Source organism: Desulfosalsimonas sp., assembly GCF_055149105.1.
The window spans coordinates 1-26,019 of sequence record NZ_JBSRLA010000019.1; the positions used below are offsets into that span (position 1 = coordinate 1).

Genomic DNA, 26,019 nt, shown 5'->3' on the forward strand with positions numbered 1-26,019 from the left:
AGGTTCAATGTTCAAGGTTCAATGTTCAAGGTTCAATGTTCAAGGTTCAATGTTCAAGGTTCAATGTTCAAGGTTCAATGTTCAAGGTTCAATGTTCAATGTTCAAGGTTCAAGGTTCAAGGTTCAATGTTCAAGGTTCAAGGTTCAAGGTTCAAGGTTCAAATAAAAAGAAAAAATGTTTCAGTGGTTATCCAACCCTGAACCCTGAACTTCCAACCTTGATGGAATCGTAAAAAGTCCTTAAACGGATATAACCGCCAACCAATAAAAAAATAACTTCTTGATTTTACTTAACACTTAATCACTTAAAACTTAACACTGCCTGTAAAAAAAGACTTTTTACAGGCTCATCAACCTTGAACCTTGAACCTTGAACATTGAACAAAAAAATAACATTGGATGAATACGGATATTCTTGTAAGATAGCATGGTTTTTCAAATCATCCATATAAAAAGCACAAACGCGTTTTTGCAAGGAGGACAGCAATGTCAAACAAGAAGTCTGTTGACATCCGTCAGGCCGAGGACCTGCTGGCACCCGCGGAACGGGGCGTGATTCTGCTGCCGGTATCGGCCATCCGGGAATCGGATCACGCCTTTTTCTGGGCGGCGTTTTTTCTGGCCATTTCCGCCTGTCTGCTGGGGTCTGCCGCCGCCCTGATGGCAACGGCCTATGAACATCAGCCTTTTATCATCATGATCGAGGCGTTCGGGGCCATGTTTCTGATATTTTTCGCGGCGTTTTTGTTCCGCGGCATGCAGATCCGCAGAAAGTCCAGGGCGCGGGAACAGCGCAGGCTGGCCAGGCAGATCGTATACCCATATGCTGAAAATGGCGGTTATAAGCAGGACGTTGAGGCCGGCCGGCTTCAGGATACCATCCGCAAGGAGTTTGGCGACGGCAAGGCCCGCAGCCGCCAGGAGGTAATCGGCATTCTTTCCGGCATGTCCACCGAAGACGTGGATGTGGGCACTTTAAACGAGGTGGTCGACACCCTGGTCAAGGCCGGCTTGTTTACGGAGACCGAAAGCAGCGGCAAAACCCTTCTGGCCTACAACAAACCGGCCGAAGCCTGATCGGCTTTCCGGGCGTTGCAAAATCTGTCAGCCGGATGCATTTTTACAGTTATGTACATTGCAAAGAAAAGGACCCGAAGCGGCACCCGTTATTTCCTGCGCCAGAGCGTTGGGCGCCGGGGCGCGCTCAAAAGCCGGCATCTTTTTGACCTGGGCGGCAATCCGGCAGACTACCTGGTCTACCCGGATGACGGGTGCGCTTTTTACGTGCACGAGGATTTGTGCGACCGGCTTCTTGAACTGGGTGTGGATCCGGACAACAACGAGCTGGAGCGGGTGTTTTTCCCGTTTCTGGACCCGGAAACCCAGCGGGTCATCCAGGCCTTCTCCCATGATCACCTGACAGCCGGGGCCAGGCAGGAGGTGCGCCGAAGCGTGAATCAGGCGGAAAAAGGAGATTTTCACATATTTGACCGCCGCCGGATGCATTATCTGCGGTTTGCCGCAATGGATCAGACCCATATCCGGGCCGCGCCAGCCAAGATCTACCGCGATCTGCTGGACAAGTCCAGAGATGAGATCGAGCAGTATTTCATGGAAAAAGAAAACATCCTCACCGCCCGGGAAAAGAAAATCTATCCTTACGTGATTTTCAATGTGGCAGACGCCTTTCCCGGGCGGCTGCCGCACAGGTATCCCGAAACCCTTCCCCGGGAGCAGGTGGATGCATGCTTTATCGAAGCGGTCTGCCGGTTGAACGCGGATGCGGCCTTCTGGGCGGATCTGGCCTGCAGCGACGGATTAAACGAGTATCTGATCCGGTACGTGTGCTGGTTTTTTGACAACGAGTTTTCCCAGGGCGCTTACCTGGAAGAATGGATCCGGGAGTGGATGGACCGGCGCCGGACATTTCAGCCCCCGCCGGCCAAAAACCGCATGGAAAAAGATGAAGCGGTTGCGGTGATGGGCATTTCAGCGCATGATTTTTCCGGTTATACAATCAAAACCCTCACCCGCCAGTACAGGCGCATGGCCCGCCGCCATCATCCGGACCACGGCGGGGACCATGAAGGCTTTATCCGGCTAAACCGCGCCTTTGAAACCCTGCTGGCCCGGCTGCGCTCCGGCGTCAGATAATCTCAATGGATTCAGCCTCCATGAGCGCCGTTGCATGATCTGTTGAAACGGCATAGGAAATATCGCTTTTAATAGGGGTCTCAGCGTTTTTGAGGTGATCGGGCATCAGTTCCTGGGGTGAGAAACGCCCGCCGATGACCCCGATGATCCGGCCGTCAGACAGGTTGATCAGGGGTCCGCCCCGGTGGCCGTCATGGACCAGGGAGTCAAACAAAAAAAGCCGGGTTTCATTGCCTGACAGGATTTTGGCCGAGATGACCGCCTGCTTGATCACCTGGTTGTAGATGCCGTAAAAGCCAAATGGAAAACCCATGCTGGCCACCATGTTGCCCACGGGCACTTCCTCGGGGGTGCCCATGATGTGATCGGGCATGGCAATGTCGATTTCCTGGGAAAATTTGAGCAGGGCCAGATCCCTTTTCCGGTCGATTTGCCGGATTTCCACGCCCATGGGCACCACGGTCTCAATATGGGCCTGAGAAAAGCCCGTGGCTTCCTGCATGGGTACCACCATGAGCTCAAATCTGCCGGTTATCAAATGGGCTGCAGTCAGCAGGTAGCCGTCCGGGTGCACCAGAAAGGCCGATCCCCGGAACACCACCTGCTCGCCTTCCCTGCGAAACAGCATCATGCAGGCGTTTTTGTACTGAAAATATATATCCTGAAGCATTTCCGGTCTACCTCCTGTGGGGCTTTCTTTCCTGTTTGATCCAGTCAGCGACTTCTTCGGGATGGGTGCGCATCCAGCGCATGGCCTTTTCAAAGGGAAACAGGCCGTTGTCTTCCCGGATCCAGAGCATGAGCTGACCCTCCTGTTCAGGGGTCCAGAAGAACCGGTCCAGCACCTGGTACACTTTGGGCATGTCTTTTTTCAGGTCTTTTCGCACCATGGTGTGGATGGATCCGGCACCGCCGAAAACGTTTTCCGGGTCATCGAGAAACTTCAGGTTCCACCGCGCAAAGCTCCAGTGGGGCAGCCAGCCCGTAAATACAATCCATTTCTGGTGCTGAACCGCATGGGACAGTTCAGCCATCATGGCTACCTCGCTGCCTTCCTGGAGGCGGAATTCTTTGAGTCCGTAAACCTCCATGGCTTCACGGGCTTTGTGCGTGATCCCGGCCTCTGGCTCGATTCCGATGATGCGGCGGTTGAACTTATCTGCATGCTGCTTTAGTTCGGTGATGGAATCAATTGGGATGTAGGGCTTGTTGCGGATCCCGGTGCCGGCGGTGAGCCGGCCCAGGGTGATGTTTGGGATCACCAGGCCGATTTTGGTGCCTTTCAGGTTTGGTCCCAGATCCTTTACCTGGTCCTTGTACTGGCTGTAATACATGGAATGGGTGTCGGGCAGCCAGGCCGAAGCCATGGCATCGGCGCGGCCTTCTGCCACGGACTGCCACATTTTTTCTGCATCCATGGGCATGAGTTTGCAGGAAATGCCCAGTTTTTCCTCGAGCACGGCTTTGATCAGGTTGGCTGAAGCAACCGATGATGACCAGTCCGTATGGGCCAGTCGGAGGGTTTTGTTTTGGGTTTGCGCCTGTGCGCCGGAAACGACAGCCAGGCATATGGCCACCGCGGCCAGGCACAGGATTAACCGGACGGCGCTCGGAATTTGTTTCATGATGGTTTCCCCCCTTTTTCAGCCGGTATTTACCACAGCCGCCGCCTGCCAAAGGTTTTGTCCAGCGGCGGTCGGGTTTTGATTTTAAATTCCTTTCCGGCTTCCTGCTTGCCCAGGACAAATTCCTGTGGCGCGGTATAATCGGAAAGCCCCTTGTACAGGGCAACGCACATTCCCAGGAGCACTACGGCAAAGGGCAGGCCCGTGGTAATGGTGGCCGTCTGCAGGGCCACCAGGCCGCCGCCCAGGAGCAGGGCTGACGCCACCACACCTTCCATAATGGCCCAGAACAGCCTGGAGAGCACCGGCGGGTTGGGATTGCCCCCGGAAGTGATAATGTCGATGACCATGGATCCAGAGTCCGAAGAGGTGACAAAAAAAGTGATGATCACGACAATGGACAGGGCCGATGTGACGATGCTCAGGGGAAAATTTTCCAGCATCACAAACATGGAGACCGGAATGTTGTCCTGAACAACTTTGGAAATGCCGCCGGCGCCAAACATTTCAATAAACAGGGCCGTATTGCCGAAAATGGTGATCCATAAAAACGTGATGAAAGTGGGCACCAGCAAAACACCCAGGATGAACTGCCGGATGGTGCGGCCGTGGGAAACCCGGGCGATAAACATGCCCACAAAGGGTGACCAGGCGATCCACCAGGACCAGTAAAAGATGGTCCAGCCCTGCTGCCACTCGGTCTGCTCATAGGTTTCGTTCCAGGTGCTGAGCTGAGGCAGGTGCTGGATGTAATAACCGATGTTTTCCAGCAGGGCATCCATGATAAACAGGGTGGGGCCCACAAGGAGCACAAACAGGGCCAGCAGGCCTGCAAAGGCAATGTTGATCTCGCTTAACCGGCGGATTCCCTTGTCCAGCCCCTTGACCACCGACCATGTGGCCACGCCGGTGATGCCGGCAATCAGCATAACCTGGATGTTGGCCGACTGGCCGATGCCCAGCAGGTAGTCCAGGCCGGCGTTGACCTGCTGCACGCCAAGGCCCAGGGATGTGGCCACGCCAAACAGGGTGGCAACAGTGGCCAGAATGTCGATGATATTGCCCGGCCAGCCGTATATGCGTTCTCCCAGAAGCGGATAGAATGCCGTGCGGATCGACAGGGGCAGCCCTTTGTTAAAGGAGAAAAAGGCCAGCGACAGGCCCACCAGGGAGTAGATGGCCCAGGGATGCAGGCCCCAGTGCAGAAACGTGATATCCATGGCCTTTCGCACGGATTCGGTGGTGCCCGGTTCGGTCAGGGGGTTGGCTGCGTAGTGGAACATGGGCTCGGCCACTCCGTAAAACAGCAGGCCGATGCCCATTCCCGCGGAAAACAGCATGGCAAACCACCCCATGGTGGAAAATTCCGGCCTGGCGTCCGGACCGCCCAGCCGGATATCGCCGAAACGCCCGGCCAGCAGCACAAGGATGAAAATCAGCACGATGTTCACCGTCCAGATGAAAAACCAGCCGGCATACTTGGATATGCTTGTCTGCATTTGTGCAAAGACGCTTTCCAGGGACTGCTGGAAAACGATGGTGGCCACCACGAAAAAGATAACCAGGCCCGCTGAGATTAAAAAAACCTGGGGATGGATATCCAGATGAAACCAGCCTTCTTCGGTCTCAGTGTCGGTCTGGGTTTCCTTTTGTTCTGGTTTGTCTGTCATACCCCGTCCTCTGTTTGTTTGAGGTGAAAAGGAATATGGGCAAAGAAAATCATGGGCAATATTATAACCGGGATTTGTAAGTATGGCAAATGCGCGCGAGGTGAAACTTCGGTCCTTGAGTTTTCACCACGTTCGAATTTGCCTGGTTTTACCTTTGTGGTTTCGTAAAAAGCTTTTTACCGCGTCCGCTGTTTTTACAGGAAGGAAGCCCTGCGGCCGGGGTTTTAGTTTTTTCGCTCCTGACCGTTTACGGATTCATCAAATGCCTTCGCTTAAAATTTCAAAAACTCGGCCTGTCGGCCTCAGACAGTTTGAAATTTTTTAGCTCCGGCATTGGCTGAATTTTTCCGTAAACGCTCAATGTCGCTTCAAAAACTGAAACCCCGCTCTTGGACTTCCTTGGAAGTGTTTCCCCAGGGCCGCAGCCCAGGACCGAACACTGCAAATAACTTTTTGCCCCATGCTTAAAACCTTTGGTTTTATCTTTTTGAACCTTGAACCTTGAACGAAGTTATTTAGAAGTGTTTCACCCGGGCTGCCGCCCGAACACTGCAAATAACTTTTTACCGCATGCTTAAAATCTTTGATTTTATTTTTTTGAGCCTTGAACCTTGAACCTTGAACCTTGAACGAAGTTATTTAGAAGTTTTTAGATGGCACCGTAAAAAGTCCAAGATCAAGGCTTGCGCGATTTCGAAGAATGCAGCGTACTTATCCGTACGTGAAATTCTGAGGAATCGCGCATAACGCAGATATTGGACTTTTTACGGCGCCATCACCTTTGGAAATTGGAAAATAAGACCGCATATCCGCTGTCAAACTCATACAGGCTTTTTTCAGAGCGGCGGTAGCCGGCGATTTTTTTCGGCAGTTTGCCCTCGCCGGGATCCCGGTCGGATATGGCTTCGGTAAACACCAGGGTAAATCGGCCGGGTTTGAAAACCGCCATGATCTGCTCGATTTTTTCCCTGTAACCGGCCTCTGCCACGTTGGTTTCAAAGCTGGCATAAGAGCCGGATTCTTCGGGCGTGACATGGATGGTGGCATAGTGCTGGCCGGAAATGCGGTTCATGGAATAGCCGTAGGGCTCAAATACGAAGTGGTCGTTTTCCATGTCCGGATAGAGCCGGTCAATGCCGGTGCGCGACTCGATGTCTGCGGCGGTTTCCCCGGGCTTCGGTATAAAGGCTTTTAGCACGTCCGGGTCCAGGTCGTGCATGAGCAGCTCCAGGGTTTCGTCCTCGTCGTCTTCTGCCACGGCAGCCGGGTCCGGGGCGGAGGCGTAAAAAATGTGCACGTGATCGTGGTTGGCCGGGCCCAGCCTGTAGCTCTTGCCTTTGAAAAAATCGGTGAGCACGGCCACGTCTGATTCAAAGTCCGCGGGCTGGTACTGGGGGTACATCAGGTTTTTGCGCTCATAGAAGAAAAATGCGATGCGGTCTTTGTCAATTGCCCGTACCAGTTCCGGAACCGCCTTTACCAGGGTGGTTTTGCCGCAGGTAATCATCAGCACCCGGTCGGCCCAGACAAACAGGCTGGATTCGGAAAGCAGATAGGCGTCCATGTCCGGCCCGGAAATCACGCTGACGATTTCCGCATCGCAGGCGGCCACCACCTTGTTCCACCGGCCGTCTGCGTTGTTTCGCAGTTCCGGGTCCGGGGTCTTTAAAATGATTTCCAGTTTTTTCTCAGGTCCTTCAAATTCCATGCTCATATGCGTCACCTGTCGGGTTTGTCAATTTTTTGAAACCAGAATAACTCCTCTAAACTATATTAAATATCATTTTTGCCCGGCCGGGTAAACCCCAATCCGGAACGGTTTTCGCATGTGTCGGGGCGGGTGTGGTTTGTTTGTCTGCGGCGTGCTTTCGGCGATCGGACCGGGGCATTGGCTGGAATTTTAAAAACTCGGGCTTCCTTCCTGTATGTTGAATTTGTGCGGTGTTCCTGGTAGGAATCAAAAGTGACCTTTACCCAATGAAAGGAGATTTCATGCAGATTCGATTTTATGGTGCGGCGCGCGAGGTGACCGGTTCCATGCACATGCTGGAAACCGAAAAGGACCGGATTCTGCTCGACTGCGGCATGTTTCAGGGCAGGCGGGCTGAAGCCGATGAGAAAAACCGGGTGATGCCCTTTGATCCGGCCATCATTGCAAACGTGGTGCTGTCCCACGCCCATATTGATCATTCGGGCCGGATTCCCCTGCTGGTGAAAAAGGGGTTTTCCGGAAACGTGCTGACCACCCGCGCCACGGCGGACGCCTGCCACTACCTGCTGCCCGACAGTGCCCATATACAGGAATCCGATGCCGCCTATCTCAACTACAAGCGGGTGCGCGGGGCGCTGACGGATCTCACGGACCGGGATCAGAATGAAATCAAGAAAATGCTCAAGAAAAACGGCCGCACAGATGATGACGCCGTCTCCCGTTATATGGACCGCTACGGGCTGGCCCGGGTGGAACCCCTTTATACCTCGGCTGACGCCGAACAGGCCCTGACCCATTTTGCCGGCCAGCCTTACAACCACCGCGTGACCGCGGCCAGGGACATGGAATGCGTGTTCTACGAGGCCGGTCATATCCTGGGCTCTGCCGTGACCATTATCCGGGCAAAGGAGCGGGGCCGTTATTACAATATCTGCTATACCGGCGATATCGGGCGGTTTGACAAGCCGATCATCCGTGATCCCCAGCTGCAGTTTGATGAACAGGACCGCGATATTGACCTGATGCTCATGGAAAGCACCTACGGCGACCGGAGCCATGAGCCGGTGGCGGACATGACCCCGCATTTAAAGCAGATCATCACCGAAACCGTGGAGCGCGGGGGAACGCTGCTGATTCCGGCTTTTGCCTTCGGCCGGACCCAGGAACTGCTCTATGCCATCCATGAGCTTTATGACAACAACGAGGTGCCAAAGGTGCCCATTTACGTGGACTCTCCCCTTGCCACACGCATCACCCGCGTCTACGGGGAGCACCCCGAGGTCTATGACAGGCAGACCCATTCGGATTTTTTAACCGAAGGGAAAAACCCTTTCCTGTTCGATCACCTGCATTTTACCGAATCCGTGGAGGAATCCATGGCCCTGATGCGCGAAGACAGGCCCCATATTGTCCTGTCAGCCTCGGGCATGTGTGAAGGCGGCCGGATTCTGCATCATCTGCGCTACAAGATTCACAGCGAAAAAAACACCATTCTGATCGTGGGCTATATGGCCGCCCACACCCTGGGCCGAAGGCTGAAGGAAAAGGGGCTGGAATACGAGCAAAGCGGCCGCAGGGGCGAGGCGCCCGTGATGCGCTTTATGAACAAGGAGTACCCGCTCAGGGCGCGGGTGGTGAGCCTGGACGGGTTTTCCGCCCATGGGGATAAAAATGAAATGCTGCGGTTTTTAAAAGAATCCAACCTTCGGGTCCGGCGCATCGCCCTGGTTCACGGCGAGCCGGAACAGATGGACGGATTTGCCCAAACCCTGAAGAAAGAGGGCTACAAGGTGTTTTTGCCCCGGGCCGGCGAAGGCCTGCGCATAAGGCGGTAATCTTTTACGGTGCCTTCTGAAAACTGACTTCCAACTTCAAAAAAGTTGCTGTTCGTGCTTGCTTCTATAATTTTCGCATGATGCCGGCCCGGTGGCGGTTTGCTCCCTGCTGACCGCTTGCGCGCTCAATGCGACTCGCAAACCACCCCCGGACCGGCATCATGGCCGACTGTGTGCAAAGTTTCACACCAAGGGATCCGGAGCAACACATTTATGTCTTAAAAAGCGTTGTTTTCATGCCCGTTCCCGGTCTGCCGCCGGACGATCTCTTTGGCCGGGATCAGGCCGGTGGCGGCCGCAGATACGATATTGCCGGCCACACCCGGGCCGTCTCCGGCCACAAACAGTCCCTCAATGGCGGTTTCCAGCACATTGCTGGTGGCCACCTGGGTGGCAAAGAACTTGATTTCCGGGGCGTAGAGCAGGGTTTCATCATTTGCCACACCGGGCACCACGCTATTGAGCTTTTCAAGCCCTTCCATGATATTGGCCAGTATCCGCTCGGGAAGCGCCATGGCAATGTCGCCGCAGACCACGGTTTTCAGGGTGGGCCTGATCCCGCTTTTTTCAATGCGCGCCCAGGTGCTGCGCCGGCCCCGCTTTAAATCGCCCATCCGCTGCAGCAGCGGGCGCCCCCCGCCGATCAGGGTGGCCAGCCGGCCGATGGATTCGCCGTAGGCCTGGTTGTCTGTGACCGGATCGGTCAGCACCACCTTGGAGAGAAACGCGAAATTGGTGTTTTCGGATTTGCGGTCCATGAAGGCATGGCCGTTGACGCACACAAAATCCCTGTAAGTTTCCTGGGTGACAAAGCCGCCGCTGTTGGTGCAAAAGGTCCGGGTTTCATCATCGTATTTGGCGGTCTGGATAAAAAAAGTGGGATCATAGATCACATCGCACAAATCCGCCATGATCTCCCTGTGCACTTCCACGCGCACGCCCACCTCAATGCCCCGCTGATGCATGTGCAGGCCGAACTTGCCGGCCAGCCCGGCCATCCAGTCCGCCCCGGCCCTTCCCGGGGCCAGTATCACAAACCGGGCCGTGTAGCTGCCTTTCTCCGTGACCACACGGGTTCGCCCCGGGGTTTCGGGGATTACGTCAATGACGGGCTCCCGGGTGCGGATGCGGATTTTTTTTTCCAGGTCCGCCTGGATCTGCCCGATATACCCGGGCAGCCGGTCGCTTCCCAAATGCTTTTGCCGGATGAGCAAAAGGTCAATACCCTGTTTTAATGCCTGTTTGCGGATGTCTTTGGCCTGAGCGGCATTGGTGGGAAACACCGGCCCGGTCATTGCGTAGGCGTTGAAGATGGCTTCGGTTTCATCGATTAACGCCTGGGCCTGGTCCGGGGGCAGGAAAGTGGTCAGGTCGGTTTTGCCGAGTTTTGGAATAAAGTTGAGTTTGCCGTCTGAAAACAGGCCGGCCCCGCCGATGCCGCACAATACATCACACGGCTGGCATTGGGCGCACACCCGGGTTTCGGTTAAAGGGCATTTCCGGCTTTGCGGGGGCTTTCCCTTTTCTATGAGCAGCACGTTGAGATCGGTGTGGGCGGCCAGGTAATGGGCGGCAAACAGGCCCGCAGGCCCCCCGCCCACGATGACCACATCATACATGTTGGTATCCGTTGGCATTCCGATCTGTTATTTCTGCACCGGGGTGATCTGTCCTTCGGCTTTTTCTGCGATAAGGTCCACGGCCTGGTCGGCTGTGTAATTCTCCATGTCGATGATCATATTATAAAGGGAAGGATCATGCCAGTCTGCCTGGAAGTATTTTTTGATATAGGCCTTTTTTTCTTCCTCATCGTTTGAAATAAGCCGCTCTGCGTCCTTTCGGCTGCATTTGCGCTTTTCCATTACATCCTCGATTTTTTTCTCAGGATTTTTTTTGAGCAGCACGTGAAAGGTTTCCGGCTTTTTCTGGAGGATGCACTGGGCGCCCCAGCCCAGAATCACGGCGTTTTCATTTTTGTAGATGTTTTCCACCAGTTCCCGGGTCTTGTTATAATAGGTGGCATCGTCCAAGCAGCCGTGCTCCCTGTCGACCACCTTCTGGACAATGGAGCAGGTGTAGCGGTCCAGGTAGCGCAGAATCGAGGAGCCGCCGGCTTTGAGAAAGGTTTCAGCCTCGTGTTTGGACATGTTGAGTTCTTTGGCCACATCGGCCACCAGTTGATCGCCCACGAACTGGAAATCGAGTTTCTTTGCAAGGTCTGTGGCCACACGCTGCCCGCCGGCATTGTATTCGCTGGTGATGGTGATCACTGCCATTTTTGTCTCCTTGGGTTTTGGGTAAAGCTGTCAACAATAATAACTTTATATTAGGTGCCCTTGTTGGATTCGTCAAGTGTCAGGGTCCACCCATGGAATTTTTTGCATTTTTTCCTCCGGATGTCCACGATAAACCGGGCAGGGAACTAAAACCCACTTTTCACCACCAGAACTTTATTTGTGTTACCACTTGAAATTACAAATAAAATTTCCAAACTATTTTTCTTTTTTCCTTGACAAAGGCACAGTTTCATGTAGATTTTGGTTAAAAGTGGTGCAAAGTGGATTAAAGGGGGTTTATGTTCCGGGGAAGCTCATATCACACCATTGATGCCAAGGGCCGGGTCAATATTCCGGCGCGTTTCCGGGAGCTGGTCCGGAACAATGGCGGCAATGGGTTGGTTTTATCCGGCCCCGGTCTCGACGAAAAGGGCCTGGTGGCCTACCCCTATCAGAGCTGGGAAACGGTTGAGGAAAAAATTCTGCAGATGGCCGAAAAGAGCCCGGCCATGCGGCGTTTCAGGCGGATTTTCATCGGCGAATCGGCCGAATGTCCCATGGACCGGCAGGGCCGGATTCTGATTCCCCAGTCATTGCGTGATTATGCCAGTCTTGAAAAAGATATCGTGCTGGTCGGCGTTCTCGATCATTTTGAAATCTGGTCACTTGAAAACTGGAACGATGAGAAACGCAAACTTCACGAAGAGGATATGAAAGATGAGGAGGTCTCAAACGAAATTGCCAGACTAGGGCTTTAAACCATGGCCACTCGACATGTCTCTGTTATGCGCGATCAGGCGCTCGGGTATCTCAATTGTGAACCGGGCAAATGCGTTGTCGACTGCACGCTGGGCGGTGCCGGGCATGCCATGGCCATTGTGGAAAGAATCCTTCCGGATGGTCTGCTCATCGGCATCGATCAGGATGCCGGTGCGGTTGACCGTGCAGAACAGATGCTGGCTCCCTGGGCGGCAAATGTTCATCTGATTCATGACAATTTTGTCAACCTGCCTCATATCCTCTTTGATCTCGAAATCGAAGCAGTGGATGCGATTCTCGTGGACCTGGGCCTGTCTTTTGATCAGATCGAGGCTCCGGGCAGGGGTTTTTCCTTTCGCAGGGACGAGGCCCTGGATATGCGGATGAATCCACAGACCGGGCAAAGCGCGGCCGACATGGTCAATACCCTGGATTCCGGGGAGCTGGCCCGGATTTTCAAGGATCTGGGAGAAGAGAAATGGGCGGGTCGCATTGCGCGCAGAGTCGTTGAAAACCGCAGAAGCAGGGCAATTGAAACCACCGGGCAGCTTGCCGATATCGTGCGCGGGGCGATTCCGCAAAAAGATGCCGCCCGCAGAAAAATTGATCCGGCCACCAAGGTGTTTATGGCCCTTCGCATCGCCGTTAACCGGGAGCTTGAAGTCCTTGATACCTTTCTTGACCGTGCTGTGGAGTGCTTAAAACCCGGGGGGCGCATATGCGTGATCGCCTTTCATTCCCTGGAGGACCGGATGGTCAAGCAGCGGTTTGCCAAATACAGCCGGGGATGCACATGTCCCCGGGATTTTCCGGTTTGTGTATGCGAAGAAAAACCGGTTTTGCGGGTTTTGACAAGGAAAGTGGGGAAACCCGGAGAAAGCGAAATCAAAGAAAACCCAATGGCGCGTTCCGCCCGGCTGCGGGCGGCGGAAAAGCTGCCATAACCCTGGGGAAAATCTTTTAGGCACGGGGCAGGCGATGTCCGGAAACCGAAAAGTCAAATCACCGCTGCTCACCGGCCGCACGCTTCTTGCCGGCATTTTGCTGATGCTGGTGCTGTTGGCTGAAGTTTTTTTTGATACCTGGTGCGCGGTGCAGTGCCGGCGAACCGGTTATGAAATCGTGGAAGCCGGCCGGCAGCAGGAAGAATTAATGGAAACCCGCAGGAAACTGCAAATCGAGCTGGTTCACTTGAAGTCCCCCCAGGTCCTTGGGGCCAGGGCAAGGACAGAGTTGGGAATGATCACCCCCAAACCGGAACAGATTGTCAGGGTGCCATGAAAAAAAGCCGCCAAAAAGAAAAAAAATCAAACCAGCCACCCGGCAGAAACCGCCGCATCATGATGGCGGGCCTGGTGCTTGCGGCCTGTTACCTGACCATTGCCGGCAAGGCGGTTTATCTGCAGGTAATTGAAGACAGCCGGTTAAAAAGCCGGGCTTCCGGGGAGTATAGCAGTTCCGCCGAATTTCGGGAAAAGCGGGGCACCATTTATGACGTCAACATGCGGGAACTGGCGGCCAGTACCCGCGTGGTATCCATCGGCGCACATCCGGCCAGGATCGGAAACCCGAAAAAAGCCGCCTCTGAAATCGCCCGGCACCTGGGTATGGATGCCGCGAAAGTGGCCGGCCGGCTAAACACGGACCGGCCCTTTGTATGGATCCGGCGGGATGCGGCACCCGAGCGGGCACGAGATCTCAAAAATCAGTTCAGCAACAGCCTGGCCTTGTTTGACAATTATTCCCGTGTTTATCCCAACAAGACCCTTGGGGCGCAAATCCTCGGGTTTGTCGGTGTGGACGGCAACGGGCTCGAAGGCCTGGAATACTACTATGACCGGCAGCTAAGCGGTGCTGTGCGGGAGTCGACTTTTATCCGGGATGCACTGGGACGGATTTTCCAGCAATCCGAGGCAAAATCCGGGCAGGGGCCCGGCAATAACCTTGTGCTCACCATTGACCGCAATATCCAGTACATCACAGAAGAGGCCCTGAAAAAAACCGTTCTCAAGTTCAACGGCGATTCCGGCATGGCCATGGTTATGGATCCCCGGACAGGAGCGGTGCGTGCCATGGCCCATTACCCGGTTTTTAACCCCAATGCCTTTACCCGGTTCCCCAGACAAACCTGGCGCAACCGCGCCATAACCGATGCATTCGAGCCCGGCTCCACCCTGAAGGTATTTCTGGCCGCAGCCGCCCTTGAATCCGGCCGGTGCTCCCCCGGGACCCGGGTGGACTGCGAGGACGGCAGTTATGCCGTAGGGGGGCATACCTTTCACGATCTCCATCCCAGCGGGGACCTGACCCTGGCGGAGGTGATCAAATATTCCAGCAATATCGGGGCCGTGAAAATCGCCGAGCGCATCGGGGCGGAAAACCTTTATAACACGCTTTCTGATTTTGGGTTTGGTGAAAAAACCGGCATTGACTGCCCCGGGGAGACAGAAGGCCGGCTCCGGCATTACCGGAACTGGCGTCCCGTGGATCATGCCACCATCGCATTTGGCCAGGGCCTTTCCGTGTCTGCTGTTCAGCTGCTTTCAGCCGTATCAGCCATTGCCAACCAAGGGGTGTTGATGAAACCGCGCATGGTCAAGGCCATCACTGATGCCAACGGCCGGGTTGTGAAAAGTTTCGAGCCCGAGGTCAGACGCAGGGTGGTCACGGAAACCACGGCCCGTGAGGTGAAAGACATGATGCAATCGGTTACTGAAACCGACGGCACCGGATCTCAGGCTTCTCCCCGGGGGTTTCGGGTATGCGGCAAGACCGGAACCGCCCAGATTTTAAATTCAGACGGCACGTATGAAGACTGCGATTACAACGCCATTTTTGTGGGTTTCGCCCCGGCCGGGTCTCCGGAGCTGGCTGTGCTGGTGATGGTCAAAGGCCCCAAGGTGAGTCATTACGGCGGTGTGGTGGCGGCCCCGGCCTTTGCCGAGATTGTGCGGGAATCGTTTAATTACATGAACATTGCCCCGGCCCGGGAATTATTGGATGATACCAGGGCGGAAAAGGAGGGGGCATGAAGCTTTCAACGCTCATGGCGGCCATCAATGCCGGGCAGGGTGCCAATAACCGGCGGCAAAAGATTCAGGAAGTTGAAATAACAGGCATTCAGTATCGTTCCGACCGGGTAAGTCCGGGTGATCTCTTTGTTGCCTTGCCCGGCCAAAGCCGTGACGGGCATGATTTTGCCGCGGATGCGGCAGCCAGGGGGGCCGCCGCCGTGATGGCCCGAAAATCCATGAATTTGGATATTCCCGTGATTGTGGTCAAGGATGCCCGCAATGCCCTGGCAAAGGCTGCGGCCCGGTTTTACGACCATCCGTCTGAAAAGCTTACCCTTATCGGCATAACGGGAACCAACGGGAAGACCACCACTGCGATGATCCTGGAGCACATGCTCAGGCGAAGCGGCCTGCCCACCGGTATGATCGGGACGATCAACTATCATTACGAAGGAAAGAGCTTTAAAAGCAGCCTGACCACGCCGGAGGCATCGGATCTGCAGCATATTCTGGCAAACATGGCCGCTGCCGGGGTTTCCCACGTGGTCATGGAAGTCTCCTCTCACGGGGTGGCTCTTCAGCGGGTTGCCGGTTGCCGGTTTTCCCTGGGCATTTTCACCAACCTGTCCCAGGATCACCTGGATTTTCATGGAAGCATGGAAGCGTACTGGGAAGCCAAGAAGGCGTTTTTTACCCATTATCTCCTGGAGCCGGGATCCGTGGCAGTGATTAATACGGATGACAAAAAGGGCCGGGAACTGGCCGATATCCTGGGCCAGAAGCGGTGCATCCGGACCGGGCTGGGAAACGGCAGCCGGGTTTATCCGTCCGGGTTGAGTTTCGATCAGCACGGCATCTACGGCCGCCTGCATCTGCAAAGCGCCTCGTTTCCCTTTCACTCACCCCTGGCCGGTCAGTTCAACCTGGAAAACATTCTTTGTGCGGCTGCAGCCGCAGAAGTCATGGGGATCGCTCCACGGGCGATCTGCGAGGCAATTGAGACATCCACCATGGTGCCCGGCCGACTTGAACGGATACCCAATACCCTGGACCGGTATGTGTTCGTGGATTTCTCCCACACCCCGGCGGCGCTGAAAAATGTTCTGCTGACCTTAAGGGAAATCATTCCGGGCCGGATCATCTGCGTTTTTGGATGCGGCGGAGACCGGGACCGGGGCAAGCGCCCCCAAATGGGTGAAATCGCCGCCAGATACGCCGACCTGGCGGTGGTGACATCCGACAATCCGCGCACAGAAGAGCCCGGTGACATTATTGCCGATATTGTAAAGGGCATTCATGACGCCAGGCAGTTGTCGCCCCTGCAGGTGGGACCGGAGTTTGAGCCGGGCAGTTTTACAGTCGAGCCGGACCGGAAAAAAGCCATCCGGATGGGGATTCGGGCCTCGCATCCCGGAGATGCGGTGCTGATCGCCGGCAAGGGACATGAAACCTATCAAATCATCGGGCACCAGACCGTGGCTTTTGATGACCGGCTGGAAGCCCAACAGGTGCTGGCATGGGAAATGGATGATGTCGCTGATACCCTGGACCATTGAGGACATAACGGCCGCCACTGCCGGAGACGCTGTAAGTGCGGGCAATCGGACTGATTTTTCCGGCGTGAGCATTGATTCGCGCGATATTGCCGGCAATGACATCTTTGCAGCCATTGTGGGGCCGCGCCATGACGGCCATGATTTTCTCCAACAGGTTTTGGATGCGGGGGTGTCCTGCATAATTTGCTGTCGGGACCGGCTGGAAAGCCTGCCTGTGGTGGACTGGCAGAGGCAGGGGGTGGCCTGTATTGCCGTGGACGATACCATCCGGGCACTTGGTGACATGGCCGCATACCAGCGACAAAGGGCTCAGATATCCGTGGTTGCGGTTACCGGCTCCAACGGAAAGACCTCCACAAAGGAACTGATCGCTGCGGTGCTGGCAAGGAAATACAAAGTGCTTTCCACGGCCGGCAATCTCAACAATGAAATCGGCATGCCCCTGACCCTGCTCAGGCTCGAAAGAGAGCACCAGGCGGCAGTGCTGGAGCTGGGCATGAATCATCCCGGAGAAATCGACCGTCTGGCTGCGATTTGCCGTCCGGACGTGGGGGTGATCACCAATATTGCACCGGCTCACCTGGAAGGGCTGGGAAGCGTGGAAGGGGTGGCCGCCGCCAAGGCGGAATTGCTCGTCCATATCCGATCCGGGGGCACTGCCGTGCTAAACAGCGACGATGCCTATGGCGCATGGCTGGCCTCCCGGGCACAGAGCCGGGTGGTTTTTTTCGGCTGCACCGACTTTGCCGGGGTCAGGGCCCGACAGGTGGCGGTCTCCGATGATGCCGTGACTTTTGAGCTCATATTTCCGGAGCAACGGGCTTGGGTCAAGCTGCCGGCTCCCTGGCGGTTTATGGTAAAAAATGCCCTGGCCGCTGCTGTCGCGGGCTGGATACTGGGCATTGACGCCGAACAGATTGCAGCGGGCCTGGCCGAATTCAGGCCGGTTGCCGGAAGAATGGTCGTGCATCGCACCCCGGCCGGAGCCAATATTATTGACGATACCTATAACGCCAATCCGGGTTCCATGGAAAACGCCATCCGGTCGCTTGCAGCGCTTGGCAGCGGCAAGCAGGCAATCCTGGTGGCCGGGGACATGCTGGAACTGGGTGATGACGCAGCCCGGCACCATGAAGAGATTGGCCGCATGGCTGCTGATGCCGGGATCAGCCGGCTTTATCTTTCTGGTGATTTTGCCGCCCGGGTGGCACACGGCGCCCGGCAGGGAGGAATGAAAGGCGGGGACATTTTCGTGGGCACCAAGCACGACATTGTCCGGGATCTGGCCCGGGATCTCAATGAAGGCGACTGGGTGCTGGTAAAGGGCTCCCGGAGCACCGGCATGGATGAAATCGTCTGTGACCTTACACGGCAGCCGGTGCCCGGACCGGATACAGGGGAGTAAACGCAATGCTTTATCATTTCTTTTATGCGCTTCAGACCGAGGTTTCGGCGTTTAACGTGTTTCGTTACATCACGTTCCGAACCATTTACGCCGGTTTGACAGCGTTTTTAATCTGCTTTGTGTTCGGTCCCTGGATGATCCGGTTGCTGCAGGAAAAACAGATCGGCCAGTACATCCGCCGGCTCGGCCCGGCCTCTCACCAGGACAAGGCCGGCACCCCCACCATGGGCGGGGTGCTGGTGCTGCCGGCGGCCCTGCTTTCCACCCTTCTGTGGGTGGACTGGCGAAATGATTATATATGGGTGGTGCTCATGGTCACCACAGCCTATTTTCTGATCGGTTTTACGGATGACTATCTCAAGCAGATCCAGAAAAGAAACCGCGGACTTCGGGCATGGCAGAAATTTTCATTCCAGATCGCCGTGGCTGCGGCCGCCGGCTGGCTGCTTTACAGTCACCCGGGGTTTTCAAGCCAGATCACGATTCCGTTTTTCAAGGGCGTTTCCCCGGATCTGGGGCTGTTTTATGTTTTGTTTGCTGTGCTTGTCATCGTCGGCACCTCCAATGCGGTCAACCTCACAGACGGCCTCGACGGCCTGGCCATCGGGCCGGTGATTATTGCAGCGGGCACTTACATGCTCTTTGCCTATGTTGCCGGCCACATCCGCATCGCCGAATACCTGCAGATCAATTATGTGGCCGGGTGCGGGGAAATTACGATTTTTTGCGGGGCCCTGGCCGGGGCCGGCCTCGGCTTTTTGTGGTTTAACGCCTATCCGGCCCAGATCTTTATGGGCGATGTGGGCTCTCTGCCTTTGGGCGCGGCCCTGGGGACCGTGGCCATTATTACCAAGCAGGAGATTTTGATGATCATTGTGGGCGGGGTGTTTGTCATCGAGGCTGTGTCGGTGATCCTGCAGGTGGGGTTTTTCAAGCTCACCAACGGAAAACGCATTTTTCGCATGGCGCCCCTGCACCATCATTTCGAGCTCAAGGGGTGGGCCGAGTCCAAGGTGATTGTGCGCTTCTGGATTCTGGCCATCATGCTGGCCCTGGTGGCCATTTCAACATTGAAACTGCGGTAACGCACGGGTGGAAATCAGGCAGTGAAACCGATCAAGGACAAACATATCACGGTGGTGGGTCTGGGAAAAACCGGCCAGGCCCTGGCCGGGTTTTTAAACGCCCGGGGGGCAAAGGTGACAGCCGTGGACCGCTCGCCGGAATCGGCCCTGGGCGATATACCGGCCCGACTGCGCAGGGCGGGGATGGATGTGATCCTTGGTGAGCATGATGCGGCCGCCTTTGAGAACTCGGATCTGATCGCGCTCAGCCCGGGTGTGCCCCATACCCTGGAATCCGTGGTGCGTGCGGAAAATGCCGGAGTGCCGGTTACCGGTGAAATCGAGCTGGCCTCCTGGTTTATCCACACGCCCATTGTGGCCGTGACCGGGACCAACGGCAAAACCACGGTGACGCGCCTGATCGGGGAAATGCTCAAGGCCTCGGGTTTGAATGCCTTTGTGGGCGGCAATCTGGGCACGCCGCTGATTTCTTATGCCCACGGGCCCATGGATGCGGATGTGGTGGTGGCGGAAATCAGCTCATTTCAGCTCGATACCGCGGATACGTTCCATCCCCGGGTGGGCGTTTTGTTAAACATTACCGCTGATCACCTGGACCGGTATCCGAACCTGCGGGCCTACGGCCGATCCAAGACAAGGCTGTTTGACCGGCAGACCCAGGCCGACATTGCCGTGTTAAACCGTGCCGATGATTTGATCATGGAACTGACCCGGGACATCAGCGCCGGAAAATGCCTGTTTAATCAGGAGGAAGATGCGGACTGCGGAGCCTGGATCGAAAATGCGCAAATGCGGGTCAAGACCCCGGAACACGGGGAGATGACCATATCGGCAACCGATGTGCCCCTTCCGGGCCGCCACAACATGGAAAACGCGGCTGCCGCGGCCCTGGCCGCTCTGGCTGCGGGCGCAAGCCGTGAAGGGGTCTTGCGCGGTCTGCGCGAATTTGTCCCGGATCCCCATAGACTTCAGTATGTGGGGCGGTTCCATGGGGTGGATTATTACGATGATTCCAAGGCCACCAACGTTGACGCCGTGGTCCGCGCCGTGGCTGCGGTGTCCTTTCCGGTGGTTCTTATTCTTGGCGGACGGGACAAGGGCGGGGGATACGAAGGTCTGGTCCCTGTTGTAAAAGACCGGGTCAGGGCTCTTGTGCTGCTGGGCGAAGCATCTGCGGCCATAGAGCGGGAACTGGGCGGGATTGTGCAATCGGTCCGCACGGATTCCATGGACGCGGCCGTGGCCGCTGCCGCGGATCTGGCAGAGGCCGGGGATACGGTCCTGCTTTCGCCTGCATGTGCCAGTTTTGACTTGTATGACAATTATGCCCAAAGGGGAGAAGATTTCCAGCGGGCCGTGAAACAGACAGGAAAAAGGGCAGATGGCAGCAAGGCCGACAACACATAAATCCGGAAACAGCGCAACCCCGGATCTGATGCTGATCTTTCCGGTCATCATGCTGGTGGGCATCGGCATTGCCATGGTCTACAGCGCCAGCAGTGAAATTGCCCTGCGCTATTACGCGCAAGAGTACTATTTTTTCACCCGGCAGCTGATCAACGCAATGCTTGGCCTTTCCGCCATGCTGGTCTGCATGGTGCTGCCGTATCGTGTTTTTAAACCCTTGAGCTATGTGCTGCTGCTTGGGGCCACGATTCTGCTGGCAATTGTGCTGGTCACCGGCGCGGGGCATTCCGCGGGCGGGGCCACCAGATGGCTGCGGGTGATGGGGGTGTCGTTTCAGCCCTCGGAGCTGGCGAGGCTGGCATTGATCGTGTTTATGGCCTATTCCCTGACCAAAAAACAGGTAAAGGTGGCGGATCCGACTATCGGGTTTTTGCCGCATCTGCTGGTGCTGGGGGTTTTTTCGGTGCTGATTCTAATGCAGCCGGATTTCGGGACCATTGCCATCTTCTGGGTGCTGGCCTGGATGATCATGTTTGCCGGCCGGGTTCCGCTCCGGCACCTGGCATCGGCCATGCTCCTGGTGATGCCTGCGGCTGTCTGGCTGCTGATTTCCTCGGAGTACCGGCTCAAGCGGTACATGACGTTTCTGGATCCGTGGAAATATCCCCTGGACGAGGGCTACCAGATCATTCATTCCCTGATGGCCTTCGGCTCCGGCGGTATTTTCGGAAAAGGATTCGGGGAGGGCTATCAGAAGCTGTTTTACCTGCCTGCGCCGCACACGGATTTCATTTTTTCGGTGATCGGCGAGGAAGGCGGATTGGTATGGGTTTTGTTCGTGGTGGCATTGTACATGCTGATTCTCTGGAGGGGGTTGAGAATTGCCGCCCATGCGCGGGATTGTTTCGGGTCTCTGCTGGCCTTCGGCATTACCGCCTCGCTTAGCCTGCAGGCCATCGTAAACATGGGCGTTAACCTGAGCCTGCTGCCGACCAAAGGGCTGAGCCTGCCCCTGATGAGCTATGGCGGCTCGTCCATGGTGTTTCAGCTGGCTTGCGTGGGCATTTTGTTAAACATCGGAATGTCGGAAAAAGTATGAATCAGGAAGCAAATAACCAATCCGGACTTTCCGGGGAGCAACCCCTCCCGGCCAGGCCCCGGCCCCTGCGGCTGATGATTGCCGGTGCGGGAACAGGCGGACATTTGTTTCCGGCCATTGCCGTGGCCGAAGAGATCATGCGCATGTTTCCGGGCTCGCGGGTGATGTTTGTGACAACCGGAAGGCCCATTGAACAGACCGTGCTGGCCGGCCGCTCTTTTGAGATCGCGCAGATTTCCGCAGGCGGGCTTAAGGGCATGGGCCTGCTGCAAAAAGGCCGGTCCCTGATGCTGCTGCCCCGGGGCTTCTGGAAATCTCTGGGCCTGATCCGCGGCTTTGCCCCGGACGCGGTGCTGGGAATGGGCGGGTATTCGGCCGCCCCCGTAATCCTGGCGGCATTCTTGCGGCGGGTTCCCAGGCTGATCCATGAGCAGAACCGCATTGCCGGCATGACCAATCAATGGCTGAGCCGGCTGGCCCGCCGCGTGCTGGTCTCATTTGAAGATACCCGGATTTCATGCCGGCCCGGTAAAATTCGTTTCACGGGCCACCCCGTGCGGCGGCAGATCCGGGAGGTTTCTGAAAATCGCGGCATGCGCATCCACGAAGGCGGGCAAAAGCCTTTTACCGTGGCCGTGCTCGGCGGCAGTCAGGGCGCCCGGCGCATGAATACGGCCGTGGTTGAAGCGTTTTCACAGATAAAGGAACCCGGGCGATTTTTTGTGATTCACCAGACCGGGCCCCATGACGAAGAGTCCGTGCGCCGGGCCTATGTGCGCATGGGCGTGGATTCGGCGGTTTCCGCCTTTTTCAGGGATATGGCCTCAGTCTATGAGCAGACCGATCTTGCGGTGTGCCGGGCAGGGGCGGCCACTCTGGCGGAAATCGCCGCCGTGGGTCTGCCGGCCCTGCTGGTTCCCTATCCGTATGCAGCCGACAATCACCAGGTGCATAACGCGGAAGTACTGGTCAAGGCCGGGGCTGCGGAAATGATTGCTGAAAAAGATTTAACCCCGTCCTGGCTGGCCGAATATCTCCAGGCCTGCGCGGATAATGCCGGCGGCCGGTTTGAAAAGGCCTGCCTTGCCGCCCGAAACCTGGGCCGGCCCCGGGCGGCTGCGGCCGTGATCAATGAGATTCTGGAAGCCGCGGGACGAAAACGGTTTTTGGATTCATCCAACTCACAGGAATACTGATGTATCGGAAAAAATACCATATTCATTTTGTGGGCATCGGCGGCATCGGCATGAGCGGGATCGCCGAACTGCTGCTGAACCTGGGCTACCGCGTATCCGGATCAGATATTGCCGAATCCGATACCACCCGCCGCCTCCAGCGTCTGGGGGGGAATGTGCAGGTGGGGCATGGCCCTGAAAATATTGCAAAAGCCGACGTGGTGGTGACTTCTTCTGCCATCCGGACGGACAATCCCGAAGTGCAGGCGGCCATGGCCGCATCCGTGCCCGTGATTCCGCGGGCAGAGATGCTTGCCGAGCTCATGCGCCTGAAATACAGCGTGGCGGTTGCAGGGGCCCACGGCAAGACCTCAACCACCTCCATGCTGGCCGCAGTTCTCGACGCCGGCGGTCTGGATCCCACGGTGGTCATCGGCGGCAAGCTCAAAAGCATCGGCAGCAATGCCGTGCTGGGAGCGGGGGATTTTATCGTGGCCGAGGCGGATGAAAGCGACGGATCGTTTCTCAAGTTTTCCCCGGCCATTTCGGTTGTAACCAATATTGATTTAGAACATCTTGATTTTTATAAAGATCTGGATCAAATTAAGCAGGTCTTTCTCCAGTTCATTGACCGGATTCCGTTCTACGGGGTGGCCGTGCTTTGTCTGGACAATGAGCATGTTCAGGACCTGATGCCGCAGATCAAGAAGCGCTGTATCACCTACGGGCTTTCGGCCCAGGCGGATTTCCAGGCGGCAAACATCGTTTTTGACGGGGCCAAAACCCGCTTTTCAGTATTTCACGAAAGCCGCCACCTGGGCGATATGGCCCTGAACCTGCCCGGCCGGCACAATATTGCCAACGCCCTGGCCGCGATTGCCGTTGGCCGGGAACTTGAAATACCATTTGAGACCATCCGCTCGGCCCTGGAAAAGCTGGAAGGGGTGCAGCGGCGCATGGAGATCAAGGCCGACGTCGGCGGCATCAAGATTATCGACGATTACGGCCACCATCCCACGGAAATTAAAACCACCCTGGATGCGGTGCGCACCAGCTGGCCTGAGCGCCGCCTGGTGGTGGTGTTCCAGCCCCATCGATACACCCGGACCCGGGCATTGTTTGACGACTTTGCCAGGGCGTTTTACCAGTCAGACGTGCTGCTGGTCATGCCCGTATATGCCGCCGGAGAGACGCCCATCGAGGGGGTGGATCACAATTTGCTCTGCGAGGCCATCAGCGCGCACGGACATAAACGGGCCAGGGCGGCGACGGGCCTGGAAGAAGCCGTGGAAATGCTGGAAAAAATGCTTGAACCCGGCGATATCGTTTTGACCCTGGGCGCCGGAAATGTCTGGCAGGCGGGCGAAGCCCTGGCTGCACGGCTTCAGGCCGGCAAAGAGAAAACCTAGGAAGATTTTATGAACCTTATGACCCCGGATCTGAAAAAAAAGCTCACCGACAGGTTCGGATCAAGGGTGCAATTTGACGCACCCATGGACCGGCATACCTCGTTTCGTGTGGGAGGACCGGCCGATGCCCTGGTGACCCCGAAGGATCGGGCGGAGCTTATGGATCTGCTGGCCGTTGTCCGGGCGGCCGGGATCCCGTGGATGGTTCTGGGCGGCGGCACCAACCTGCTGGTCACAGACCGCGGAATCCGGGGGGTGGTGATTTGTCCGGGCAGGGGTTTTGATCAAATTCAAATTCTGCACAAAGGCCCGGAAAAGACGGTGGTGGAAGCCGGTGCCGCAGTCCGTTTAAGTGCTCTTTGCCGGTATGCAATTGATAACAATTATACGGGACTGCATTTTGCCGCCGGCATTCCGGGCAGCGTGGGCGGCGCCATTTTAATGAATGCCGGGACCCGTCAGGGGGCTGTGGAGTCTGTGTTGGAGGGCATTGAGGTCCTTGAACCGCCCGACCGCGTGCGCACCCTGGACAGGGATCGGTTGATTTTCAAATACCGGCGCCTGTCATGGCAGCCGGCCGGGGACGGCGGTGAGCAGATATTTATCGTGCTTTCCGGCCGTTTTGCACTGGCCCCGGCAGATGAAACCGATCCGGCGGCTGAATTTGAAACCATGCTCAACCGCCGCTGGGAAACCCAGCCAAAAGGGTTTTCGGCCGGATGCGTGTTTAAAAATCCGTCCGCGGACATGGCCGCCGGCCGGCTCATTGACCAGACCGGGCTCAAGGGAGTGGCCGTTGGCGGCGCCCGGATATCGACGGTGCACGCCAATTTCATCATAAATGAAAACAATGCCTCTGCGGCAGATATTCTGGAGCTCATCCGGCTGGTTCAAAAAGGTGTTGCGGATCGGTTCCGGGTTTGCCTGGAGCCGGAAATTCGGATTGTGGGGGAATAAAAGATCGTGGCCGGTAAAAAGACCGTTCAGCCCAACATCCGGGAAAACCGATACAAAAAAGTCCGGGCGCGTTCAGCACCCAGGGGCAGCAACTGGCTTTGGACCCTGTTTCGGGTTTTGGCCGGGGCGGTTGCCATTATTGCCATGAGCCTGGTTTTTGTCTTTGGTTATGACTGGGCCACCCAGAGCGATTATTTTCGTGCTGAAACCGTCGAGGTGCACGGCATCCGGCGTCTTTCTGAGCAACTTGTAAAGGAGGCCGCCGGAATTGAAAACGGGGTTAATATTTTTTCCGTGAACCTGAGCACCGCGCGCCGCAGGCTCATGGCCCTGGACTGGGTTTCCGGGGCCGAGGTCAGAAGGCAGATTCCGGAATCCATCATCATCCGGATTCGGGAGCACGAGCCGGTGGCGCGCATTGACCTGGGCAGGATATTTATGATCAACCCAAAAGGCGAAATTTTCAGGGAGGCCGCCAAAGGGGCATTTTCGGATCTCCCGATAATTAAGGGTCTTAATTACGCGGATTGGCAGAGCCTTGAGGTTGGCCGGGCGCCGGTTGTGTCCTCGGTAATGGCCGTATTGGGGCTGGACAGGAAAGGCCACAGCGTTTTTAACACCCGAAGCATAGAGCAAATCCAGGTGGACCGGGATCTGGGCCTGGTCCTGCAGATCCGGGATCTGCCAATAAAGCAGGTCCGGCTGGGTTACGGCAATTACGGACACAAGCTCAGACGGCTGGGAAAGGTGCTTGTTTACCTGGAAAACAAGGAGCCGTCTGTTGAATTTGAAAAAATGGACCTGCGCAACCCGGACCGGATTGTGGCCAGGCCCGCTGCGGACAAACAAAGCCAAACCATAGGCCAGAAGGAGGAGGCATAA

The 26,019-nt window shown here is 56.2% G+C and carries 23 protein-coding genes; 17 read left to right on the forward strand and 6 right to left on the reverse strand.

Going from position 1 to position 26,019, the window contains the following annotated elements:
- The 3 genes from ACTCIA_RS06415 to ACTCIA_RS06425 form a co-directional block, all read left to right on the forward strand.
- Window positions 1-233: hypothetical protein (locus ACTCIA_RS06415; protein ID WP_463000975.1), on the forward strand; the 233-nt coding region annotated here is incomplete at its 5' end.
- Between the two features lie 253 nt (window positions 234-486).
- Window positions 487-1,077 carry a hypothetical protein gene (locus ACTCIA_RS06420; protein WP_463000976.1) on the forward strand — a complete coding sequence of 197 codons (591 nt, stop codon included), beginning with the start codon at window positions 487-489 and terminating at the stop codon, window positions 1,075-1,077.
- A 51-nt stretch (window positions 1,078-1,128) separates the two neighbouring features.
- On the forward strand, window positions 1,129-2,154 hold the full coding sequence (locus ACTCIA_RS06425; protein WP_463000977.1) for a J domain-containing protein: 1,026 nt from the start codon (window positions 1,129-1,131) through the stop codon (window positions 2,152-2,154).
- Here the strand turns inward: ACTCIA_RS06425 and ACTCIA_RS06430 are convergent.
- The 4 genes from ACTCIA_RS06430 to ACTCIA_RS06445 all read right to left on the reverse strand — a co-directional run bounded on the left by ACTCIA_RS06430 (window position 2,147) and on the right by ACTCIA_RS06445 (window position 7,163).
- The gene (locus ACTCIA_RS06430) at window positions 2,147-2,824 is read right to left on the reverse strand and encodes a S1 family peptidase (RefSeq protein ID WP_463000978.1); all 678 of its coding nucleotides are present in this window, start codon (window positions 2,822-2,824) and stop codon (window positions 2,147-2,149) included. The two genes, ACTCIA_RS06425 and ACTCIA_RS06430, sit on opposite strands and share 8 nt — an antisense overlap.
- A 7-nt stretch (window positions 2,825-2,831) precedes the next feature.
- Window positions 2,832-3,779 carry a glycine betaine ABC transporter substrate-binding protein gene (locus ACTCIA_RS06435; protein WP_463000979.1) on the reverse strand — a complete coding sequence of 316 codons (948 nt, stop codon included), beginning with the start codon at window positions 3,777-3,779 and terminating at the stop codon, window positions 2,832-2,834.
- A gap of 29 nt (window positions 3,780-3,808) precedes the next feature.
- Window positions 3,809-5,449 carry a BCCT family transporter gene (locus ACTCIA_RS06440; RefSeq protein WP_463000980.1) on the reverse strand — a complete coding sequence of 547 codons (1,641 nt, stop codon included), beginning with the start codon at window positions 5,447-5,449 and terminating at the stop codon, window positions 3,809-3,811.
- A 775-nt stretch (window positions 5,450-6,224) separates the two neighbouring features.
- Window positions 6,225-7,163: a hypothetical protein gene (locus tag ACTCIA_RS06445; RefSeq protein WP_463000981.1), complete on the reverse strand. Its 939-nt coding sequence runs from the start codon at window positions 7,161-7,163 to the stop codon at window positions 6,225-6,227.
- Between the two features lie 278 nt (window positions 7,164-7,441).
- On the opposite strand from ACTCIA_RS06445, the gene ACTCIA_RS06450 reads away from it, so the two are divergent.
- The gene (locus ACTCIA_RS06450; protein ID WP_463000982.1) at window positions 7,442-8,995 is read left to right on the forward strand and encodes an MBL fold metallo-hydrolase RNA specificity domain-containing protein; all 1,554 of its coding nucleotides are present in this window, start codon (window positions 7,442-7,444) and stop codon (window positions 8,993-8,995) included.
- A gap of 218 nt (window positions 8,996-9,213) precedes the next feature.
- On the opposite strand, the gene ACTCIA_RS06455 is transcribed toward ACTCIA_RS06450, so the two are convergent.
- Entirely contained in the window at window positions 9,214-10,632 is a 1,419-nt protein-coding gene (locus ACTCIA_RS06455; protein ID WP_463000983.1) for an NAD(P)/FAD-dependent oxidoreductase, read from the reverse strand.
- 9 nt (window positions 10,633-10,641) lie between these two features.
- Window positions 10,642-11,271 (reverse strand): cytidylate kinase-like family protein, encoded by a 630-nt coding sequence (locus tag ACTCIA_RS06460; protein ID WP_463000984.1) that lies wholly within the window; start codon window positions 11,269-11,271, stop codon window positions 10,642-10,644.
- Between the two features lie 299 nt (window positions 11,272-11,570).
- On the opposite strand from ACTCIA_RS06460, the gene mraZ reads away from it, so the two are divergent.
- Genes mraZ through ACTCIA_RS06525 form a run of 13 tightly spaced genes read left to right on the forward strand, consistent with a single transcriptional unit; the run spans window position 11,571 to window position 26,019 of the window.
- The gene (gene mraZ, locus ACTCIA_RS06465; protein WP_463000985.1) at window positions 11,571-12,029 is read left to right on the forward strand and encodes a division/cell wall cluster transcriptional repressor MraZ; all 459 of its coding nucleotides are present in this window, start codon (window positions 11,571-11,573) and stop codon (window positions 12,027-12,029) included.
- 3 nt (window positions 12,030-12,032) lie between these two features.
- Complete coding sequence (gene rsmH / locus ACTCIA_RS06470) at window positions 12,033-12,974, forward strand: 16S rRNA (cytosine(1402)-N(4))-methyltransferase RsmH (protein WP_463000986.1); 942 nt, start codon at window positions 12,033-12,035, stop codon at window positions 12,972-12,974.
- Between the two features lie 34 nt (window positions 12,975-13,008).
- The gene (locus ACTCIA_RS06475) at window positions 13,009-13,311 is read left to right on the forward strand and encodes a hypothetical protein (RefSeq protein ID WP_463000987.1); all 303 of its coding nucleotides are present in this window, start codon (window positions 13,009-13,011) and stop codon (window positions 13,309-13,311) included.
- Window positions 13,308-15,062, forward strand: coding sequence for a peptidoglycan D,D-transpeptidase FtsI family protein (locus ACTCIA_RS06480; RefSeq protein ID WP_463000988.1), 1,755 nt, complete (start codon window positions 13,308-13,310; stop codon window positions 15,060-15,062). Before ACTCIA_RS06475 ends, ACTCIA_RS06480 begins: the two co-directional genes overlap by 4 nt.
- Window positions 15,059-16,600, forward strand: coding sequence for a UDP-N-acetylmuramoyl-L-alanyl-D-glutamate--2,6-diaminopimelate ligase (locus ACTCIA_RS06485; protein ID WP_463000989.1), 1,542 nt, complete (start codon window positions 15,059-15,061; stop codon window positions 16,598-16,600). Before ACTCIA_RS06480 ends, ACTCIA_RS06485 begins: the two co-directional genes overlap by 4 nt.
- Window positions 16,572-18,005 (forward strand): UDP-N-acetylmuramoyl-tripeptide--D-alanyl-D-alanine ligase, encoded by a 1,434-nt coding sequence (locus tag ACTCIA_RS06490; RefSeq protein ID WP_463000990.1) that lies wholly within the window; start codon window positions 16,572-16,574, stop codon window positions 18,003-18,005. Before ACTCIA_RS06485 ends, ACTCIA_RS06490 begins: the two co-directional genes overlap by 29 nt.
- 5 nt (window positions 18,006-18,010) lie before the next feature.
- Window positions 18,011-19,090, forward strand: coding sequence for a phospho-N-acetylmuramoyl-pentapeptide-transferase (gene mraY / locus ACTCIA_RS06495; RefSeq protein WP_463000991.1), 1,080 nt, complete (start codon window positions 18,011-18,013; stop codon window positions 19,088-19,090).
- 21 nt (window positions 19,091-19,111) lie between these two features.
- A complete protein-coding gene (gene murD, locus ACTCIA_RS06500) occupies window positions 19,112-20,497 on the forward strand; it encodes a UDP-N-acetylmuramoyl-L-alanine--D-glutamate ligase (protein WP_463000992.1) in 1,386 nt (461 codons plus the stop codon).
- Window positions 20,472-21,596 carry a putative lipid II flippase FtsW gene (gene ftsW / locus ACTCIA_RS06505; protein ID WP_463000993.1) on the forward strand — a complete coding sequence of 375 codons (1,125 nt, stop codon included), beginning with the start codon at window positions 20,472-20,474 and terminating at the stop codon, window positions 21,594-21,596. The genes murD and ftsW overlap by 26 nt, the downstream gene beginning before the upstream one ends.
- Window positions 21,593-22,792 carry an undecaprenyldiphospho-muramoylpentapeptide beta-N-acetylglucosaminyltransferase gene (gene murG / locus ACTCIA_RS06510; RefSeq protein WP_463000994.1) on the forward strand — a complete coding sequence of 400 codons (1,200 nt, stop codon included), beginning with the start codon at window positions 21,593-21,595 and terminating at the stop codon, window positions 22,790-22,792. Before ftsW ends, murG begins: the two co-directional genes overlap by 4 nt.
- On the forward strand, window positions 22,792-24,180 hold the full coding sequence (gene murC / locus ACTCIA_RS06515; protein ID WP_463000995.1) for a UDP-N-acetylmuramate--L-alanine ligase: 1,389 nt from the start codon (window positions 22,792-22,794) through the stop codon (window positions 24,178-24,180). The genes murG and murC overlap by 1 nt, the downstream gene beginning before the upstream one ends.
- A 9-nt stretch (window positions 24,181-24,189) precedes the next feature.
- On the forward strand, window positions 24,190-25,137 hold the full coding sequence (gene murB / locus ACTCIA_RS06520; protein ID WP_463000996.1) for a UDP-N-acetylmuramate dehydrogenase: 948 nt from the start codon (window positions 24,190-24,192) through the stop codon (window positions 25,135-25,137).
- Window positions 25,138-25,143: 6 nt separating this feature from the next.
- Complete coding sequence (locus ACTCIA_RS06525) at window positions 25,144-26,019, forward strand: cell division protein FtsQ/DivIB (RefSeq protein WP_463000997.1); 876 nt, start codon at window positions 25,144-25,146, stop codon at window positions 26,017-26,019.

Bases quoted from the DNA above. Each gene is read 5' to 3' on its own strand.
- murG (WP_463000994.1), top strand. From the start codon at position 21,593: ATGAATCAGGAAGCAAATAACCAATCCGGACTTTCCGGGGAGCAACCC.
- ACTCIA_RS06420 (WP_463000976.1), top strand. From the start codon at position 487: ATGTCAAACAAGAAGTCTGTTGACATCCGTCAGGCCGAGGACCTGCTG.
- ACTCIA_RS06460 (WP_463000984.1), bottom strand. From the start codon at position 11,271: ATGGCAGTGATCACCATCACCAGCGAATACAATGCCGGCGGGCAGCGT.
- murB (WP_463000996.1), top strand. From the start codon at position 24,190: ATGAACCTTATGACCCCGGATCTGAAAAAAAAGCTCACCGACAGGTTC.
- ACTCIA_RS06435 (WP_463000979.1), bottom strand. From the start codon at position 3,779: ATGAAACAAATTCCGAGCGCCGTCCGGTTAATCCTGTGCCTGGCCGCG.
- ACTCIA_RS06490 (WP_463000990.1), top strand. From the start codon at position 16,572: ATGATGTCGCTGATACCCTGGACCATTGAGGACATAACGGCCGCCACT.
- mraY (WP_463000991.1), top strand. From the start codon at position 18,011: ATGCTTTATCATTTCTTTTATGCGCTTCAGACCGAGGTTTCGGCGTTT.
- ACTCIA_RS06445 (WP_463000981.1), bottom strand. From the start codon at position 7,163: ATGAGCATGGAATTTGAAGGACCTGAGAAAAAACTGGAAATCATTTTA.
- rsmH (WP_463000986.1), top strand. From the start codon at position 12,033: ATGGCCACTCGACATGTCTCTGTTATGCGCGATCAGGCGCTCGGGTAT.
- ACTCIA_RS06485 (WP_463000989.1), top strand. From the start codon at position 15,059: ATGAAGCTTTCAACGCTCATGGCGGCCATCAATGCCGGGCAGGGTGCC.
- ACTCIA_RS06455 (WP_463000983.1), bottom strand. From the start codon at position 10,632: ATGCCAACGGATACCAACATGTATGATGTGGTCATCGTGGGCGGGGGG.
- mraZ (WP_463000985.1), top strand. From the start codon at position 11,571: ATGTTCCGGGGAAGCTCATATCACACCATTGATGCCAAGGGCCGGGTC.
- ftsW (WP_463000993.1), top strand. From the start codon at position 20,472: ATGGCAGCAAGGCCGACAACACATAAATCCGGAAACAGCGCAACCCCG.
- ACTCIA_RS06430 (WP_463000978.1), bottom strand. From the start codon at position 2,824: ATGCTTCAGGATATATATTTTCAGTACAAAAACGCCTGCATGATGCTG.
- murC (WP_463000995.1), top strand. From the start codon at position 22,792: ATGTATCGGAAAAAATACCATATTCATTTTGTGGGCATCGGCGGCATC.
- ACTCIA_RS06480 (WP_463000988.1), top strand. From the start codon at position 13,308: ATGAAAAAAAGCCGCCAAAAAGAAAAAAAATCAAACCAGCCACCCGGC.
- ACTCIA_RS06450 (WP_463000982.1), top strand. From the start codon at position 7,442: ATGCAGATTCGATTTTATGGTGCGGCGCGCGAGGTGACCGGTTCCATG.
- ACTCIA_RS06475 (WP_463000987.1), top strand. From the start codon at position 13,009: ATGTCCGGAAACCGAAAAGTCAAATCACCGCTGCTCACCGGCCGCACG.
- ACTCIA_RS06425 (WP_463000977.1), top strand. From the start codon at position 1,129: ATGTACATTGCAAAGAAAAGGACCCGAAGCGGCACCCGTTATTTCCTG.
- ACTCIA_RS06440 (WP_463000980.1), bottom strand. From the start codon at position 5,449: ATGACAGACAAACCAGAACAAAAGGAAACCCAGACCGACACTGAGACC.